The organism is Bradyrhizobium barranii subsp. apii (genome assembly GCF_011516635.5).
GTDB classification, from domain to species: domain Bacteria; phylum Pseudomonadota; class Alphaproteobacteria; order Rhizobiales; family Xanthobacteraceae; genus Bradyrhizobium; species Bradyrhizobium barranii.
The window spans coordinates 4816497-4833531 of the sequence record NZ_CP096255.1 but is presented as its reverse complement, the minus strand read 5'-3'; the positions used below and the strand labels follow the sequence as shown (position 1 = coordinate 4833531).

Genomic DNA, 17035 nt, shown 5'->3' with positions numbered 1-17035 from the left:
AAAGACCACCGAGCTCACGGCAGCGGTTCGACCTTCGCCGCCATATCGGGAACGCGCGTGATCCTGTACATGGCGTTGCTGCATCTAAGAACCCAAACGTCGCGATCAGGTCGAGACGCCTTCGTGTTCTTCTTTGCGCCGAGTGGCTTTTCGCAAGTGAAGCCTTGCGTGCGTATCTGGGCCGCAAGCATTCCCTGAACGGTTTCGGCCGGAATCTGCTGCGCCCGCACTTGCGGAGCAAATAGAATAAAAACGAAGGCAAGTAGTAATGATCCAGATGCTCTGTGCATGATTTCAACCCTTGAAGCAGCCGCCCCGCAAGTTCGAACGTCGCACTATAGCAGAAACACCGGTGTTGTCCGCGCCGGGCCTTCCGCGCCGTAGCGCGCTAGCTGCATTCATGGTCAGGACAACGAGCGCGGGTTGGTGGCAATTTGCCCGAAAGCAGACCTATTGCGCTCAGTTCAAGCTTTGTCGTTCATGACCCAAGGCGGACCTGACGCGCTCCCGGTGCGGTGTGTTAAAATAGCAGGGAACGGATCGTGTCTATGCCAAGAACTGCTGCCGTCATCGGCACCGCCATCTTCTTCCTGTTCGCGCCCTGCGTGGTGGCTGGGGTGGTCCCATGGTGGATTTCACGCTGGGAGTTCAGGTTGCCGTTTCTCGGCGTCGAGCTCACGCGCTTCGTCGGCGCCGCGCTAATTCTTGCCGGCTTAGCCGGGCTCGTGGATTCATTCGCGCGTTTCGCACTGCAGGGGCTCGGCACGCCGGCGCCGATCGCCCCGACCCAACATCTCGTCGTTACCGGCCTCTATCGCTATGTGCGCAATCCAATCTACGTGGCGGTCGCCGCCGTCATTTTCGGCCAGGCGCTCCTGTTCGGCGATTGGGGGCTGTTCGCCTACGGCGCAGTCGTCTGGCTCGCCTTCCACCTTTTTGTCGTGGGCTACGAAGAGCCGACGCTAAAAAGGTCATTCGGCGCGGAATACGAAGCGTTCTGCATCAATGTGCCGCGTTGGATCCCGCGCCTAACCCGTCTTATTCGTCAGAGGGCGCCTGAGAGGCTGGCGAGCGTGGTGTAAAGCGCTGATGCGGCGTAGGATTCGGTTGCAAAGCCAACCCCATCACCTTCAGCCGCGAACACCACGCCCGCCATGACCGACGATACGATTCTGCCCTTCTCGTTTCCAGCCGTTCACGCCAAGAAAGTCACAGCTGCCTTCGATGGCGGTCGGCTGACCTCGAACGGGGGCGTGATGCTTCTGGCGATGGCCGAGCGGCGTCTCGGCTTGGCCGACAATTTGGCCCGGGTGTTCCCGGATCGGCGCGATCCGACGCGGGTCGTGCACAGCCTGGTCGATATGTTCCGCGCGCGCATGTTCGCGATCTGCTGCGGCTACGAGGACGCCGACGACCTCGATCATCTGCGGTCCGATCCCGCATTCAAGCTGGCCTGCGGACGGCTGCCGGACACGGGTCGCGATCTGTGTTCCCAACCGACGCTGTCGCGCCTGGAGAATGCTCCGCGCCTGCGCGACGTGATCCGACTGACCTACACTTTGGTCGACGCATGGATGGATAGCTACCCGCGCGAGCCGGCATCCGTCACGCTCGACATCGATGATACCTGCGATGTCGTCCACGGCCATCAGCAGCTCTCGCTGTTCAACGCTCATTATGACGAACGCTGCTTCCTGCCGATCCACGTCTACGACACGGAGAAGAGCCGGCCCGTGGCGGTCGTGCTGCGGCCCGGCAAGACGCCGGGCGGCGTCGAGGTGCGTGCCCATCTGCGCCGCCTGGTACGGCATATCCGGACGCGGTGGCACAACACGCGAATTACGTTCCGTGGCGACGGGCACTATGCCCGGCCGGAGGCAATGGCGTGGTGCGAGACCAACGGCATCGACTACATCTTCGGTCTGTCCGGCACCAAGCCGCTCGCCAGAAAAGTCGACGCGGTCGCCGACGACATCCGCACGCGACGCGCCATCGAGAACCTGCCGGTTCTGCGCGGCTATACCGAGACGCGCCACAAGGCAAAGTCCTGGGATCGCGAACGACGCACCGTCGCCCGTATTGAGGCGACGATGCTCGGCCTCGACATCCGCTTCGTCGTCACCAGCCTCGATGTCGGCTCGGCCGAGTGGATCTACGACAGCCTGTATTGCGCGCGCGGCCAAGCCGAGAATCTGATCAAGCTGCATAAGACGCAGCTCGCCTCCGATCGCACCAGTTGCCGTTCGGCGCTCGCCAATCAAGTCCGCCTCGTTCTCCATACCGCCGCTTATTGGCTGATGCTGACCGTGCGCGACGCCATTCCCAAAGTCCGGGAATTGGCCACTGCCGAGTTCGCGACGCTGCGTCTTCGGCTCTTGAAAATCGCCGCCCGGGTTGTCGAGACCAAGAGCCGCATTCGCCTTGCGTTCGCCGCGGCATGTCCCGAAGCCGACCTGATCCGCAGCTTGCCCGGCGCGCTGCTGCCGCTCGGTCCTTGACCGGTGGGGCGTCCGCCCGCGTTCACCCAACCCATCCCTCAAGCGCGTTGCAAAGTACCGGTCGTCAGGCGGTGAAAAGCCGAAGGCAATCCTGTGCGCCTCGTCAGCGGAGGTGTGCGGATGCACCAGTCGGACCAAAATACCGCGCTCTCACGAATAGGGCGGGCTAACTGCGTGGCGAGGCGGTCGGTAGCTGCCGTAGCGCATGACCTCGGCGCTGATTTTTGATGAGCTTCTCGAAGGCTCCTCAACAAAGCTTGTCTGCAATTGGGCCCGTCAGCGAAGTGACGGCACGCCTCATTGAGGTCCGATCAATAGGGCATAGCGGACTGAATTTGCTCAGGTTGAGTTTTTCGTAGTTTGACCCAGAGCGGTCATCAGCCGCCGTATTCGGGCGAAGTTGATATAGATCAACCTTGATGATGTGCATAGTCGATACCGCCAAATGTTGCTTGCAGTCTCTTCGGTAGGAATGAGCCGCAAAGGATAGTCAGTCGTTCAATCATTGACACATAAGGAGACGCGCAAATGAGGAAGCTTGCTTCGGTAGGACTGATCGCCGCGGCCATGTTCGCTAATCCGGCCATGGCCGCGTGGTACGACCAAAACGGCGCAGCCGTCCATCCGTCCCGCGTCGTTCACTGCATCCGGGCGCCAGACGTTGGCAGTTTTGCCGGAGGGCCGTTCAATAAGCCTCCCTGCGAACCGGCAACCTGGCGCTGAGGCGAGCGGCAAGATGCCGCCAACGTTCCCTGCGAAGCGAACGTTCAATGTCGGGACGGTTCGTTGACGCTGCGCGCTGGTGCCAAAATCACCGAGCGTAGACAAGTAGACAAAGAGAGCAACTGGCTGCCTGGGGGATGTCCCGATCGCTGTTGAACTACGTCGGGTCGACGTTGCCGGAATGAATATTACGCAGCCCTCGTGACGTGGGCAACGGACTTGATTGTCATGCGATCGTGGTGAGCTTGAAGGGCCGCACGCAGAACCGACAATTGCTTATGCGCCTTCAATCGTCGGAAGCCCTTGTTGGCCTCGATCATACCGGCCGCGACCCATCGCAAGGCCATACCGGCATCCCGCCAGCGTTTAACGTTGCGCGTGACGCGGCGAATGGTGCCCATCATGTTCTCGGCGATATTGGTACAGGCGAGCGATCGGCGAAGCTCCTTCGGCAACTTCAACCGGACGACAGTCAGGATTTCGTCGAGGCCTTCGAGGATACTGGCCGCAACGCCGGGCCATTGCTGGTCGAGTCGACGCGCGAGATTGCGGATCAATTTTTCAGCCTTGTCGGCGTCATCGAGCTCCCAGGCCTGGCGCAGCACCCGGCGGGTGGCCGCATGATGCTCTTTCGGCAGGCGTTCCATGATGTTGCGCGCCTTGTGGATCTGGCAGCGCTGGATCGCAGCGGCCGAACCGAAGGTGCGGCGGATCGCCTTCGACAACGCCTTCGCGCCGTCGGCGATGAACAGTCTTGGCACCGTCGGGTCGAGCCCGCGCGAGACCAGGTTGTCCAGCAGGGCCTGAACCGTTGCTGCATTCTCGGTCGCCCCTTCCACCAGCGCCAGCGGATGCTTGTTGCCTTCGCCGTCAACCCCGATCGCGGCCACCAGCACGAGATCGTCGTCGAGATGCAGCCCGTCGATTTGGACCACCAGAAGGTCGAGCGCGGACAGATCGGCAGCCATGAAGTCGGCCAGCCGCGCCGCCGACAGAGCCACGAACCTCCGCGAGGCCGCCGACTTCGAAATCCCCGATCCGGGCGGTGCCGGCACGTCACCCTCGGGCAGCCGGACGGCGCGGCCGAACCGGCGCGTCGACACATTGATCAGCATCAGGTTCATCGCCCAGCGACCGAGCCAGTCCTCCTGCGCCGCCGTTTCCCAGCTCGGGATCGTGACCTCGCGGCCGTCCATGCCCCGGACCCGCGGGCGATCGACCTCGATCTTGCCGCCGTGGAAACCGATCCGCCCCCGCGTTCGGCCCCAACGGTGCGCCCGCCGCGCCGCATCACGACCGTGGCGCGGCCCGCAGGCCGCTGTCACATCCGCCTCCATCATCGTGCCGAGCGCCTCGATTCCTGCCGCAAGGCAGAACCGATCGAAGCTCGCTCGCACTTCCGCAAATGATTTCTCCACAGCCCCGGTCGCCGGCCAACCAGCCGGTGTGATATCTCTCGTCATGGCGTTGCTCTCCTTTGTGGAATCAGCACCCCGAGCCTACCGGCTCAAGGTGGGCAACGCCGACCTCTTCAGAAATTCAACAGAACCCGGGACATCCCCGGCTGCCTGCGAGTGGCCAGTTCTCGCTTTACATCCGCGTCTACTGGGCGGGAGCAACATCCTCGATGGTCAGCGGAGACCGCCGTTTGTCCGAATACAATCGAGCAGTTAACTACGGCGTCCGCGACGCGGTTCCGAGATGCGAACGGACGATATATCGAACGTCGGTTGTTGGCCCTTAACGGACCTATGGACGCTGTCGTGGATTTGTCTGCTGCTGACCCAGCTGAGACATCGGCGCGGGGCTTCTGTCCCGCGTTTTGTGTTTAGGACCACGGCGGCTCTTCGCTCTTCCCGACCGCCTCGTGGTGGGTCGTGACACCCGCCAAACGCAAGCCGGTCAGCAATACGGTTCTCACAGAGGCCGGATCGAATCCAATATCTTTGGCGTTTGGTGGATGTGCTTCGCTGCCCTTCAACTGGAGCGCCAAGTGCAATTGCTCGCAAAGGTGCTGAACGACGAGATTGACCTGATCGTCAGTCATGATCTGCCTTTCCTGCTACATTTTGCTACCGAACCATGTAGCACACATGAAAATAGGGCGGTACGCGATTGAACCGCACCAAGGATCAACCCCACGCGATGGCTCATGGGCGGGCCCCAAAATCGTCCGCCTGTCAGGGCAGACCGGACGTGACTAGAGCATTTTCCGACCGGAAAGAATCGGGTGGGGATTCCCAAAACGGCGCGAGTCAGATTCAAGCTGCATGCTGGCGAGGGAGGCCAGCATGTATGGCCAGGGCGCTTTCGGTTGATCTTCGCCAAAGGGTGGTAGCCGCGATTGACGGTGGCATGTCCTGTCGACAGGCTGCTGAGCGCTTTGGTGTCAGCGCGGCCAGTGCGATCCGCTGGCGCGCTCGCCTCAAGAAAGTTGGCGACATCGTTCCTAAACGCCAGGGCGGTGACCGCAAATCGCAGCGCATCGAAGCGCATTCGCAATTGATTCTGGAGGCGGTGACAGCGAGGCCGGATATCACGCTTGCCGAGTTGCGAGAACTGTTGAAACGTCATGGAATATCGACTGGCATCGCGTCGCTCTGGCGTTTTTTCCAGCGCAGAAAGATCACACTTAAAAAAAGACAGCGCACGCCGCCGAGCAACGGCGCGGCGATATAAATGCCGCACGTGAGGAGTGGTTCGAAGGGCAAATCGACCTTGACCCTGAGCGTCTCGTCTTCATCGACGAAACCAGCGCCAACACCAAAATGGCGCGGCGTTACGGGCGCTCGCCACGCGGCGAGCGATGTCGTGCAGCTATCCCACACGGACATTGGAAGACGACGACGTTCACCGCTGGATTGCGCTCCGACGGTCTGATCGCGCCGCTTGTTCTGGACGGTCCAATGGATGGCGACGCTTTCCTGGCCTACGTCGAGCAATTGCTCGCCCCATCGCTGCGGCCGGGCGATACCGTTATCATGGACAACTTGCCCGCTCACAAGGTCCATGGCGTTCGAGAGGCCATCCAGGCGGTCGGAGCTAGCCTGCTCTATCTTCCGCCCTACAGTCCAGACTTCAACCCGATTGAAATGGCCTTCTCCAAACTGAAAGCGCTGTTGCGGGCCGCCGCAGCCCGCACCATGCCCGATCTCTGGCAAGCAATCGCCAACGCTCTCAAACGCTTCTCACCCGAGGAATGTCAAAATTATCTCGTCGCGGCTGGTTACGACGCAACGTGATCGGAAAACGCTCTAGCGGGCCGCTGGAGCGACGCTTTTGACCGCGACGGACGCGCCTTCCATCCTTAAGGGATGCCCGCCCTCGGTCGAAGCCAATTGCGTCTGCCCAGCAATCTCGTCAGCCCGCCAGCACCTCACCTCATGTCCATCGGCGCGCGTTTCCAGCACCGGACCGGGCTCGTGGCGACACACGGCCTCCGCGTACCGGCAACGCGGGCTGAAGGCGCATCCGTTCGGCGGATTGAGCGGGTTGGGAAGGTCGCCCCCTGTCGTCGCCAACGGTGCATGGTGCAGCGGATCGGGGATGGCCGCGATCAGGGCTTGCGTGTAGGGGTGCGCCGGCCGCTCGAAGATTTCGCGCCAGTGGCCGTTCTCGACGATGCGGCCGAGATACATGACGGCGACGCGGTCGCTCATGTGCTCGACGACGCCGAGGTCGTGGCTGATCATGATGTAGGAAAGACCGAGCGTGTCCTTCAATTCCAGCAGCAGGTTGATGATCTGGGCGCGGATCGAGACGTCGAGCGCCGACACGGGCTCGTCGCAGATGACGATCCTGGGATTGAGGATCAGGGCCCGCGCAATCCCGATGCGCTGGCGCTGGCCGCCGGAGAACTCATGCGGATAGCGATCGGCCTGTTCCGGCCGCAGGCCGACATGCCGCAGCATCGTCGCCACGCGGTCCTCGATCTCGCTTTTTGCGGTCACGCCATGCACACGCAGGGGATCTTCCAGCGTGCGGCGCACGGTCTGGCGGGGATTGAGCGAGGCGTAGGGATCCTGAAAGACGATCTGCACGGTGCGGGCCAGCGACTTTCGGTCGCCGGATTGCCTGTTCGTCACCACCTGCCCGTCCAGCACGATGCGGCCGCGCGTCGGCGTCAACAGACCCAGGATCGACAATGCGACGGTCGACTTGCCCGAGCCGGACTCGCCGACAAGGCCGAGGCATTCGCCTCGTCTCAGCCTGAGATCGACGCCGTCGACGGCACGGAGCACCCGCCGGTTGCGGCCCAGCAGGCCGCCCCCCATCGGAAAATGAACCGCGAGATCCTCGACGCTGAGAATGAGGTCGTCGTCCGGCCTCGCCTCCCCCTGCATGGCTTGCGGCTCATGCATGGTGGTAACACCGGACGAAACCGCCGGCCTCCAGCAAATCCGTCTGCGGCGCAACCGTGCGGCAAATCTCGGTGGCCTGCGTACAGCGCGGATTGAACCGGCAGCCATCCGGGAAATTCGTGATCGCTGGAACCACGCCCGCGATCTCCTTGAGCCTGGTGCGGCCAAGCGCGGCCCGACTGCCCAGCCGCGGCAGCGAGGCGACCAGGCCCTGCGTATAGGGATGCGAGGGCGCCCGGAAAATATCGGCAGAGCCGCGCTCCTCGACGATGCGGCCGGCATACATGACGGCGACACGGCGGCAGACATTGGCGACGAGGCCGAGATCGTGGCTGATCATCAGGATCGCCGTCCCCCTCTCGGCGCACAGATTGCGCATCAGCTCGATGATTTCGGCCTGCACGGTCACGTCGAGCGCGGTGGTCGGTTCGTCGGCGATCAGGAGGTCCGGACCGCATGCGAGGGCGATGGCGATCATGACGCGCTGGCGCATGCCGCCGGACAGCTGGTGCGGGTAATCGTTGACGCGCCGCTCCGGTGCGGGGACGCGGACGCTCGCCAGCGCCTCGACCGCGAGCTGGTTGGCTTCCCGCCAGCTCTTGCCCTTGTGCAGCACGAACATCTCGGCGATCTGCCGGCCCACCGGCGAGACCGGGTTCAGCGCCGTCATCGGCTCCTGGAAGATCATGGCGATGCGATTGCCGCGCAGCTCCCGCTGCCCGGCCGCGGAAAGGTGCTGGATCTCCCGCCCCTCAAACCGGATGATGCCGCCACCGATCGACAAAGGTTGCCGCAACAGGCCGATCAGGGCGAGCGCCGTGATGCTCTTGCCGCAGCCGGATTCGCCGACAAGGCCGAACGTCTCGCCTCGATCGATGCGAAATGAAATGCCCTCGGCCGCCGCAACGCGCCTCGATCCATCGTCGAGATCGATGCGCAGATCCTCGACTTCGATCAGCGGCGCGCCGGTCATGTCCGCCGGCTCCGCGATTGTGGATCGAGAATGTCGCGCAGGCCATCGCCGAGCAGGTTGAGGCCAAGCACCGTCAGGAAGATGGCAAGGCCCGGAAACACCGAGAGCCACGGCGCCGTCGTGATCTGGTCGCGGGCGTCCGACAACATGCTGCCCCAGCTCGGAAACGGCGGACGGACGCCTAGGCCGAGGAACGACAAGGCGGCTTCGGACAGCACCGCGCTACCCATGCCGAGCGTGCCGATGACGACGATCGGCCCTAGCATGTTCGGCAGCAGCTGCGTGACCATGATCCGCAGATCGCCGTAGCCGAGCACGGTCGCCGCCTGCACATAGCCCTGGCTCCTCAGCGACAGCGCCGAGGCCCGTGCGATCCGGCAGGTAAAGGACCAGTTGGTCAGGCCGAGCGCGATCAGCAGGCTCGTGAGGCCGGGGCCAAGCACCGCCATGATGGCGAGCGCGAAGATCAGCGAGGGGATCGCGAGCATCAGATTGGTCAGGCCGTTGACGAAATCGTCCCACCAGCCGCCCCAATAGCCCGCGCTCAAGCCCAGCGCGACGCCGATGACGCTGTTGATGAGCTGCGAGACGATGCCGACGGTCAGCGAGACGCGGGCGCCGTAGACGACGCGGGAATAGATGTCGCGGCCCTGGTCGTCGGTGCCGAACCACCAGGTCCAGCTCGGAGGCTCCTCCGCGTTCATGAGGTTGGCGTCCAGGACGGGATCGGTGTGCGCCAGCCAGGGCGCGAGCAGGCCGACCAGGATCGCGAGCGCGAACAGCGCGCCACCGATGATGAGATTGGCGCGGAGCTTCATGCGTATCTGATCCTGGGATCGATCACGCCGTAGAGCACGTCGATCAGCAGATTGATCGCGAGAAAGGCCAGCACCACCACGAGAATGGAGCCTTGAACGGCGGGAATGTCGCGCTGGAGCACACTGTCGACCAGCAGCGAACCGATGCCCGGCCAGGAGAACAGTTTCTCGACCACGACCGCCTGCCCCATCAACCCGCCGAACTGAAGGCCGACGGTGGTGAGAATGATGACGAGCGCATTGCGCATCACATGCCACTTCACGACACGCGTCTCGCTCATGCCCTTCGAGCGCGCGGTGCGGACGAAATCAGCGGTCATGATCTCGAGGACCGCGGCGCGCGTCGTGCGGGCAAACAGCGCCATCGGCGAGACGCCGAGCGTCACCGCCGGCAGAAGCAGATATTTCAGCCCTCCATCGCCATAGCCGAAGCTCGGCAGCCAGCCGAGCTTCAACGCAAACAGATACATCAGCACCAATCCGAGCCAGAATTTGGCAATGGAAAGGCCCGACACCGCCAGCGCCATGGCGAGCGTATCGACGATGCCCCCGGGTTTCAGCGCTGCGATGAAACCAAGGGGAACACCGATCAAAATCGCAAACGTCATGGCCGTGAAGATGAGCTGCAGCGTCGGCCAGGCCCGTTTGGCGATCATGGTCGTGACAGGCTCGCGGGTCCGGAACGAGGTGCCGAAGTCACCGGTCGCGAGCTTGGCGATGTAGGCGCCGAAACGCCAATAGAGGGGATCGTCGAGGCCGAGCTGCTTCTTCATGCGCAGCTCGACCTGGGGATCGCTGTCGTCGCTCATGCTCGAGACAATGCTGCCGGGAACGACGCTGAACAGCACGAAGACCAGCAGCACGACAGCGAGCACGGTCGGAATGGTTTGCAGAAGACGGCGGAGCAGGAACGAGAGCATCCAGACTTTTCCTCTCTCCCCCCACCGCTCGTCGCGATGGAGGGAGCGCGAGAGCGCGTGTCACTTCGCGGGCGAGGTCTCGTCGACCCAGAGGTCTTCGACGTTCTGATGGGTCAGCTCGGTCGCATTGAGCTGAACGCCCTTGAGCCACGGCTGCACCGCCATGACCGCCTTGTTGTAGTTGAAGAACCAGACCGGCGCTTCCTCATAGAGCAGCGCATTGGCCTTTTGCAGCAGCTCGGTGCGCTTTGCGGGATCGTCGGCCTGCCCTGCCGCATCGATCAGCTTGTCGAAGTCGGCATTCTTGTAGTTCATGTAGTTGCAGGCCGGCTGCGGCGTCGAGGAGTGGAAGCATTTGAGCGCGGCCTGGGGATCCGGGCCGGTCGCCTGGGAATAGATGAAGGCCTGATAGTCGCCGCTGCGCACCACCTCGGCCAGCACCGCGGTCTCGACCTGCTTGACCTTCGCCTTGATGCCGACCTTGTCCAGCATCGGGATCACGGCCGAGACGATCGGCAGGCCCCAGCTTTCATTCTGGCTGGTGGTCCATTCGAATTCGAAGCCCTGGGGATAGCCGGCCTCCGCGAGCAGCTGCTTGGCCTTGGCGGGATCGTAGGGGTACGGCTTCATCGCCTTGTCGTAGGCTGGAGATGTCAACGGCAGCCAGCTGGTGGCGCGATAGGCTTTGCCCTTGACCAGCTTGTTGATGATCAGGTCAGTATCGATCGCGTAGTTGATCGCCTGCCGGACGCGCTTGTCCGTGAACGGCTTGAACGAGGGGTTCATGCCCATATAGCGCGTGAAGACCTCGGCGACTTCGACGATGGTGCCCTTGAGGTCGGCGTCGGACTGATAGGCGACATATTGCGCAGGTCCCAGCACCGAGGTGTCGATCTCCTTGTTGCGGAAGGCGACATCGCGCGCCGCGGCCTCGCCCATGATCGACACGATGACCTTGTCGGCGTAGGGCTTGCCGGGCTTGTAGAACCGGTCCCACCGCTCCAGAACGATGCGCGATCCCGGCACGTGCTCGACGAATTTGAAGGGACCGAGACCGATCGGCTTCTGGATGAAGCTCTCCTTGGCGGCCTCGTCGGCGGGATAGATCGAGGTCAGCGCCGTGAAGAAGTAGAATCCCGGATCGACTTTCTCGGTCAGCTTCATCTCGAGGGTGAAGTCGTCGATCTTCTTCAGGCCGGAGATCTCCTTGGCCTGGCCCTTCTCGACCGCGTCCGCGCCCTCGATGACGCGGACAAAGCGCGCGCCGGGATAGGCCTTGGTGCCGTCCATGATGCGGTTGTAGGACCAGATGACGTCGTCGGCCGTCATCTTGCGGCCGTTGTGGAAATAGGCGTCGTCGCGCAGCTTGAAGGTGTGAACGAGACCGCCGCCCGAGACCACGTCCTCCTTGGCGAGCTCCAGAACCGGCTTGCCCTCCGCGGAATTCCAGATGTAGAGCGACCGGTGCAGCGCCTTGGCGTAGATCTCGTCCTGGGCGCGCTGTGTGGTGTGAATGTCCAGGCTCGTGAAACTCGAACCGTAGGGCGCCGTCATGCGGATGGTTCCGCCCTTGCGCGGCGCCTGGGCCTCCGCCGAGGTGGCGAGCGCCAGCCCCAAACCAGCGACGATCGCGATCATCCTGAACATCATGTGTCCCCCAACAACGCAGGCATTCCGATCAGGGATTTGATCATTCGTAGGCCGTCGAACGCAAGCTTCGTTTTGATGGCGGCGGGTTCCGGAACGCGGCGCTCGCGAGACCCTCGGAGGCCAGCTTGCGTCCCAAGCGGTGCAAGCCGCCGATTGCGGTGCATCATGAGCGACCAACAGCAGTGAACATTTTTCGTGATCAACGCGACCAAGCTCAGGATCGTTATCTGAGCCCCAGGGATTGCGGAAAAAATGAATCGCCGAACGCTAGGTATCTTGCTCGCGGGCGGACTGCTCGCCGCCACGGCCGTGCTGGCAAGCCCGGTTGCATGTTTCGCGGGATCGTGAGCACGGATTTCAGGGGATCGTGAGCAGAGATTTCAGACGATCGTGAGCACGGATTTCGCGGGATCGTGAGCAGCTTTTCAGCAACTCAGCCCGCTTCGGCCGACAACTCAACCGGCTTAGGAACTGCCTCGTCAGTGAACGAGGAAGGCCGATGCCCACCCAGAGATTGTCGATGCGCCGGATCAAAGAGGTTCTCCGCTTAAAACATGTTCAAGGCTTGCCGGAGCGAGCCATCGCGCGCACCTTGGGCATCAGCAACGGCGCCGTGCACAGCTATCTACGCCGAGCCGGGGCTGCCGGGCTGAAGTGGCCGTTGCCGGCCGGAATGAGCGACGAGGACCTGGAGCTGCTGCTTTTCCCGGCGCCGAGGCCTGCGTCGCAGAGCCCCCAGCGGGCCGTTCCCGACTGGGGCTATGTCGACAAGGAGCTGCGCCGACGCAACGTGACCCGTCGGCTGCTGTGGGACGAGTATCGCGCCACCCATCCCGATGGCTTCGGCTACACCTGGTTCTGCACGACGTACGAGGCCTGGAAGGGGCGAGCCCGGCCTTCGATGCGGCAGACGCATCTGGGCGGCGAGAAGGTTTTCGTGGATTTCGCCGGCGACACCATCGACGTCATCGATCCCTCAAACGGGGAAGTGCAGTCGATGAAGCTGTTCGTCGCGGCGATGGGCGCCTCCAACTATACCTATGCCGAGGCCTGTCCAAGCGAGGGGCTCGCCGACTGGATCCGGGTCCACATCAATCTTTTCGCCTTCCTCGGCGGCGTGCCGACATTCGTAGTCTGCGACAATCTCAAGGCCGCCGTCACCAATCCCGACCGCCACGATCCCGGCCTCAACCGAACCTATGCCGAGATGGCGAGCCATTACGGCACGGCCATTCTCGCAGCCCGGCCGCGGCGCCCAAAAGATAAGGCAAAGGTCGAAGTTGCGGTGCAAGTCGCCCAGCGATGGATTCTGGCGCGGCTGCGCAACCAACGCTTCTTTTCGTTGGCGGAGCTGAACGCAGCCATCAAAACACTCGTCGTCGAACTCAATGCAAGGCAGATGCGCGACTTTGGCGCCAGTCGCGCCGAACTGTTCGCCGAGCTCGACAAGCCCAAGCTTACAAAGCTGCCGGACCAGGCTTACGCTTTCGCACGCTGGAAGCGATGCCGGATCGGCCCCGACTATCATATCGAGATCGATGGACACTGGTATTCCGCGCCGTATCGGCTCATCCGTGAGCTTGTCGACGCACGCATCGATGACAGAACGGTCGAGATCTTCCACAACGGCCGCAGGATCGCCAGCCACGCCCGCGCGCCCAACCGGCGGGGCCACACCACCATCGCCGACCATATGCCCAGCGCCCATCGGCGCTACGGTCAATGGACGCCCGCCGGAGTGATCGTCGCCGGCGAGCGGATCGGTCCGTCGACCGCCGCCTTCTTCCAGGCCGTGATCGCGGCCCGGCCGCATCCCGAGCAAGGCTTTCGCACCTGCCTCGGCATTCTGTCACTGGTCAAAAGCTACAGCGCGGAGCGCGTCGAAGCGGCCTGCCGGCGCGGCATTCTGATCAAGGCGCGATCCGTCGCCTCGATCCGCTCCATCCTCCAGAACGGTCTGGATCGTACCTTTCTCGACGAGCCCTCCGAACACCAACCCCTGCGCCACGGCAACATCCGCGGCCGCGATTATTTTCACTGAAGCCAAGGAGACCTGTATGCTCAACCATCCCACCCACGAACGCCTGATCGAGCTCGGCTTGAGCGGCATGGCCAAGGCCTTCGAGGAGCAGCGACGATCGCCTGATCTCGAAGCCTTGCCGTTCGAAGATCGCATCGGCCTGCTGGTCGACCGGGAAGCGGCGGAACGCGACACCAGGCGGCTCACCACGCGCCTCAAGCTGGCCTCGCTCCGCCAGAATGCCTGCGTGGAGGACGTCGATTTGCGCACGCCGCGGGGTATCGACCGGGCCGTCTTCGCCAAGCTCGCCAGCGGCGACTGGATCGATCGCCACGAGAATTTGCTCATAACCGGGGCGACCGGATTGGGCAAAAGTTGGTTAGCCTGTGCCCTCGGCCACAAGGCCTGCCGAGATAATCGCTCGGTCCTCTATCACCGCGTCCCAAGATTGTTCGAAGCGTTGGGGCTCGCGCGGGGCGATGGACGTTATGCCCGCTTGCTCAAAACCCTTGGCCGCGCCCAGGTTCTGATTTTGGATGATTGGGGATTGTCGGTGCTCACCGCTGCCGAGCGGCGCGATCTACTGGAAATCCTTGACGATCGCCATGGCCGCTCCTCCACCATCGTAACCAGCCAACTCCCTGTGGACACATGGCACGAAGTTATCGGAGATCCCACGCTAGGCGACGCGATTCTGGATCGCCTCGTCCACAACGCTCACCGCCTCCAGCTTGCTGGCGAAAGCATGCGAAAACGCAACGCCAAAACCATCACCCTTGACGAGCAGCCAGAACGCTGACCCTATCACCGCCTCGGCCGGAGCGAGGCTGCTCACGATCGTCTGAATTCGGCGCTCATGATCGCGCGAAATCGCTGCTCACGATCACTGAAATATGCACCCGGTCGCGGCCAGCCTCGGCCGGTACAGCGAGGCGGACAGCATCCGGTTCAGCTGGAGTCGCACCACCGGCGTGAACGACTATCTTGACGAAACGTGGTGGGCGGTCCGGGACCATGACACTCCGGATAATTTCGTCGAACGACTGCTGAGCATCCCCGTCAGAGCGGTCGCACGGGGCGCAGGTGCGGGTTTCGAAGCCAGGGTTTCCCAGGGCACCGGTCTGCCACTGCCCGAGAGCTGGAGCATCGCAACGGCGAAGAATTCGCCGTTCATCGCGTCAGTCTACGCCGAGACCCCGCGCGATCTCACGGCTGTGCTCGGCTTCTATCGCGCCGAGCTCGGCAAGCGTGGCTGGATCGAGACGGTGGTCGAACCGGACCGGGCCGTGATCACCTTCACGACGGCCCGTGGACCGGTCCTGGTCCGGCTTTCCCGTCAGGACGACAGGACAATCGCCGAACTTTCGCTGCGCAAGCCGGGTATCGCGAATGCCGGCCTCCTGCCGAGGCCGAGGCAGGCAAAGCTGATGCTCGGCAACAAGTCGGACGAGGCGGCGGTCATCACCGTCGCCGACCAGACCATCAAGCTGGCGGCGCACGCCGGCGAGAAACTGGCGCACTCCGACTCCGCCGCAGCCGAAATACCGGACAGCCAAAAGATCGATCTGCCGCCCGGCAAGTACAAGGTCACCCTCAAGGTCGAGGGCGGCACGGTCCAGATCCGGGAGGTCGAGGTCGCGGCCAACGAGACCTGGGGTCTGCTGGCCGGCACAGACGGCGTCCTGCTGCCGATGCGGCTATATTGAAGCGCATCGGCCTCTAGCCGTTCGCAAACTCCGGCTGCCAATCGCGCAGTTTTCGCGCTGCGCCGGTGACGTCCGAGATGTTCGGAAATGCCCCCGCCTCCACCATCATCGCCCTCGCCAGCCGCACCGCGCGCGCCTCGCTGATCGCCCGCCTCCGCGGGTCCTCGATCAGCTCGAAGTCGATGTTGTGCGCCAAGCCGAAGATACGGCGGAGGGTTTTGGCGGCGGCGAAGCCGACGGTGTCGGCGAACAGCCGCTGCATGTAAGCCTGCCGCTCGGCTTCCAGGCATGCGGCGCCCTTCTCGCCGGCGAAGAGCGAGGCCGGATAGGCGTCGCCGGTGGCGCCAGCGCGCCAGAGATCGAGGAACTTGCGGGCGAACTCGCTCCAGACCTTCTCGACCGTCTCCAGCACCCAGCTTTCGAACGCCTGCCGCTCACCCGGCGTACGCTCGTGACCAGCCGAGGCAAAATAGGCCATCAGGAGGTTCGCGAGCACGGCGCCGACGTCGAATCCCATCGGGCCGTAGAACGCGAATTCGGGATCAATCACCCGCGTCTGGCTCTCCGTCACCATGATCGAGCCGGTGTGGAGATCGCCGTGGAGCAGTGCCTCGGGGCTTGCCATGAACCTCAGCTTCAGCCGGGAGATCGCGACATGCAGCTCCATGTCATCGCGCAGCTCTGCGGCCAGGCCGTCGAGATAAGGCGCAGTCCACCGGTTCTGCTCGGCAGTGCGGTAGGGATCGGTGAAGATCAGATCCTCGGTGATCTTGCAGAGCGCGTGGTTGCCGGCAAAAGCGGCGATGCCCTGTTTCTTCTCGGCCGCCGACAGGGCGAGGTCGGAGGTGAAGAACAGGGTGCACGCCATGAAGGTGGTGATGTCGTCCACGAAACCGGGATATTGCGTTGCGGCGACCATCCCCTTGCGCATGATGATGTGGGGCTCGAGCAGCTCCATCACCGTCAGCGCCAGTGTCTCGCTGTGGTGCAGCAGGGCCGGCACGAGGCCGGGCGCGAGTTGGGCCTGCTTCGACAAGGCGAGATATTCGTAATGGGCCCGCGACAGCGGCAGCGGCCAGCTCTCGCCGACGAGGCGGACGTAGGGCAGCGCCTGCTTCACGGCGACGCCGCCGCGCGCTCCCTTGACGATGAAGACGAGATTGAGATTGCCGTCGCCGACCTCGGTGATCCCCCAGGCGGCCGGCTCGCCGCCGATGAGTGCCCTCAGGTCGGATATGCCCGCGAGATGGTCCCGCAAGGCCGCCTCATGCAGAATCCGGTAGTCCCCCGCGTCGGCCATGACGATCCCACCCCATGGTATTTGAGCATGATCTTATCGGAAAACCGCTTCGCACTTTTCCGGATC

General features: G+C 63.2%; 15 protein-coding genes. 6 read left to right on the top strand and 9 right to left on the bottom strand.

The window, feature by feature from the left end; all coding sequences use genetic code 11:
* Positions 1–14: 14 nt before the first annotated feature.
* A complete protein-coding gene (locus HAP41_RS22940; RefSeq protein ID WP_166096982.1) occupies positions 15–290 on the bottom strand; it encodes a hypothetical protein in 276 nt (91 codons plus the stop codon).
* A gap of 258 nt (positions 291–548) precedes the next feature.
* On the opposite strand from HAP41_RS22940, the gene HAP41_RS22935 reads away from it, so the two are divergent.
* A complete protein-coding gene (locus HAP41_RS22935) occupies positions 549–1082 on the top strand; it encodes a methyltransferase family protein (protein WP_166096983.1) in 534 nt (177 codons plus the stop codon).
* Between the two features lie 72 nt (positions 1083–1154).
* Positions 1155–2498, top strand: a complete 1344-nt coding sequence (locus HAP41_RS22930; protein ID WP_166053720.1) for an IS1380 family transposase — start codon at positions 1155–1157, stop codon at positions 2496–2498.
* Positions 2499–3409: 911 nt separating this feature from the next.
* Here the strand turns inward: HAP41_RS22930 and HAP41_RS22925 are convergent.
* Together HAP41_RS22925 and HAP41_RS22920 are read right to left on the bottom strand one after the other, a co-directional pair.
* The gene (locus tag HAP41_RS22925; RefSeq protein WP_166064748.1) at positions 3410–4684 is read right to left on the bottom strand and encodes an IS256 family transposase; all 1275 of its coding nucleotides are present in this window, start codon (positions 4682–4684) and stop codon (positions 3410–3412) included.
* 365 nt (positions 4685–5049) lie between these two features.
* Entirely contained in the window at positions 5050–5268 is a 219-nt protein-coding gene (locus HAP41_RS22920; protein ID WP_166096984.1) for a hypothetical protein, read from the bottom strand.
* Positions 5269–5516: 248 nt separating this feature from the next.
* Between HAP41_RS22920 and HAP41_RS22915 the strand changes: the two genes are divergently transcribed.
* A protein-coding gene (locus HAP41_RS22915; protein WP_166055883.1) for an IS630 family transposase occupies positions 5517–6463 on the top strand; the annotation gives its coding sequence in 2 pieces (ribosomal slippage) (positions 5517–5856 and positions 5856–6463; 948 coding nt in all).
* Between the two features lie 12 nt (positions 6464–6475).
* Here HAP41_RS22915 and HAP41_RS22910 read toward each other — a convergent pair.
* The 5 genes from HAP41_RS22910 to HAP41_RS22890 are packed head-to-tail and all read right to left on the bottom strand — an operon-like array spanning position 6476 to position 11943.
* Positions 6476–7582, bottom strand: coding sequence for an ABC transporter ATP-binding protein (locus HAP41_RS22910; protein WP_166096985.1), 1107 nt, complete (start codon positions 7580–7582; stop codon positions 6476–6478).
* Positions 7575–8555 carry an ABC transporter ATP-binding protein gene (locus HAP41_RS22905; protein ID WP_166096986.1) on the bottom strand — a complete coding sequence of 327 codons (981 nt, stop codon included), beginning with the start codon at positions 8553–8555 and terminating at the stop codon, positions 7575–7577. The genes HAP41_RS22910 and HAP41_RS22905 overlap by 8 nt, the downstream gene beginning before the upstream one ends.
* Positions 8552–9373, bottom strand: a complete 822-nt coding sequence (locus HAP41_RS22900; RefSeq protein ID WP_085400342.1) for an ABC transporter permease — start codon at positions 9371–9373, stop codon at positions 8552–8554. The genes HAP41_RS22905 and HAP41_RS22900 overlap by 4 nt, the downstream gene beginning before the upstream one ends.
* Entirely contained in the window at positions 9370–10293 is a 924-nt protein-coding gene (locus tag HAP41_RS22895) for an ABC transporter permease (protein WP_166096987.1), read from the bottom strand. Before HAP41_RS22895 ends, HAP41_RS22900 begins: the two co-directional genes overlap by 4 nt.
* Before the next feature lie 60 nt (positions 10294–10353).
* Entirely contained in the window at positions 10354–11943 is a 1590-nt protein-coding gene (locus HAP41_RS22890; RefSeq protein WP_175618089.1) for an ABC transporter substrate-binding protein, read from the bottom strand.
* Between the two features lie 499 nt (positions 11944–12442).
* Between HAP41_RS22890 and istA the strand changes: the two genes are divergently transcribed.
* From istA to HAP41_RS22875, 3 genes are all read left to right on the top strand, one after another.
* A complete protein-coding gene (gene istA, locus HAP41_RS22885) occupies positions 12443–13984 on the top strand; it encodes an IS21 family transposase (RefSeq protein ID WP_166063394.1) in 1542 nt (513 codons plus the stop codon).
* Between the two features lie 16 nt (positions 13985–14000).
* Positions 14001–14762 (top strand): IS21-like element helper ATPase IstB, encoded by a 762-nt coding sequence (istB, locus tag HAP41_RS22880; RefSeq protein WP_166063422.1) that lies wholly within the window; start codon positions 14001–14003, stop codon positions 14760–14762.
* A gap of 94 nt (positions 14763–14856) precedes the next feature.
* A complete protein-coding gene (locus HAP41_RS22875; protein ID WP_166096989.1) occupies positions 14857–15669 on the top strand; it encodes a hypothetical protein in 813 nt (270 codons plus the stop codon).
* A gap of 13 nt (positions 15670–15682) precedes the next feature.
* On the opposite strand, the gene mtnK is transcribed toward HAP41_RS22875, so the two are convergent.
* Entirely contained in the window at positions 15683–16969 is a 1287-nt protein-coding gene (gene mtnK / locus HAP41_RS22870; protein ID WP_166096990.1) for an S-methyl-5-thioribose kinase, read from the bottom strand.
* Positions 16970–17035: the final 66 nt, after the last annotated feature.

Bases quoted from the DNA above. Each gene is read 5' to 3' on its own strand.
- HAP41_RS22940 (WP_166096982.1), bottom strand. From the start codon at position 290: ATGCACAGAGCATCTGGATCATTACTACTTGCCTTCGTTTTTATTCTA.
- HAP41_RS22935 (WP_166096983.1), top strand. From the start codon at position 549: ATGCCAAGAACTGCTGCCGTCATCGGCACCGCCATCTTCTTCCTGTTC.
- HAP41_RS22930 (WP_166053720.1), top strand. From the start codon at position 1,155: ATGACCGACGATACGATTCTGCCCTTCTCGTTTCCAGCCGTTCACGCC.
- HAP41_RS22925 (WP_166064748.1), bottom strand. From the start codon at position 4,684: ATGACGAGAGATATCACACCGGCTGGTTGGCCGGCGACCGGGGCTGTG.
- HAP41_RS22920 (WP_166096984.1), bottom strand. From the start codon at position 5,268: ATGACTGACGATCAGGTCAATCTCGTCGTTCAGCACCTTTGCGAGCAA.
- HAP41_RS22910 (WP_166096985.1), bottom strand. From the start codon at position 7,582: ATGCATGAGCCGCAAGCCATGCAGGGGGAGGCGAGGCCGGACGACGAC.
- HAP41_RS22905 (WP_166096986.1), bottom strand. From the start codon at position 8,555: ATGACCGGCGCGCCGCTGATCGAAGTCGAGGATCTGCGCATCGATCTC.
- HAP41_RS22900 (WP_085400342.1), bottom strand. From the start codon at position 9,373: ATGAAGCTCCGCGCCAATCTCATCATCGGTGGCGCGCTGTTCGCGCTC.
- HAP41_RS22895 (WP_166096987.1), bottom strand. From the start codon at position 10,293: ATGCTCTCGTTCCTGCTCCGCCGTCTTCTGCAAACCATTCCGACCGTG.
- HAP41_RS22890 (WP_175618089.1), bottom strand. From the start codon at position 11,943: ATGATGTTCAGGATGATCGCGATCGTCGCTGGTTTGGGGCTGGCGCTC.
- istA (WP_166063394.1), top strand. From the start codon at position 12,443: ATGCCCACCCAGAGATTGTCGATGCGCCGGATCAAAGAGGTTCTCCGC.
- istB (WP_166063422.1), top strand. From the start codon at position 14,001: ATGCTCAACCATCCCACCCACGAACGCCTGATCGAGCTCGGCTTGAGC.
- HAP41_RS22875 (WP_166096989.1), top strand. From the start codon at position 14,857: ATGCACCCGGTCGCGGCCAGCCTCGGCCGGTACAGCGAGGCGGACAGC.
- mtnK (WP_166096990.1), bottom strand. From the start codon at position 16,969: ATGGCCGACGCGGGGGACTACCGGATTCTGCATGAGGCGGCCTTGCGG.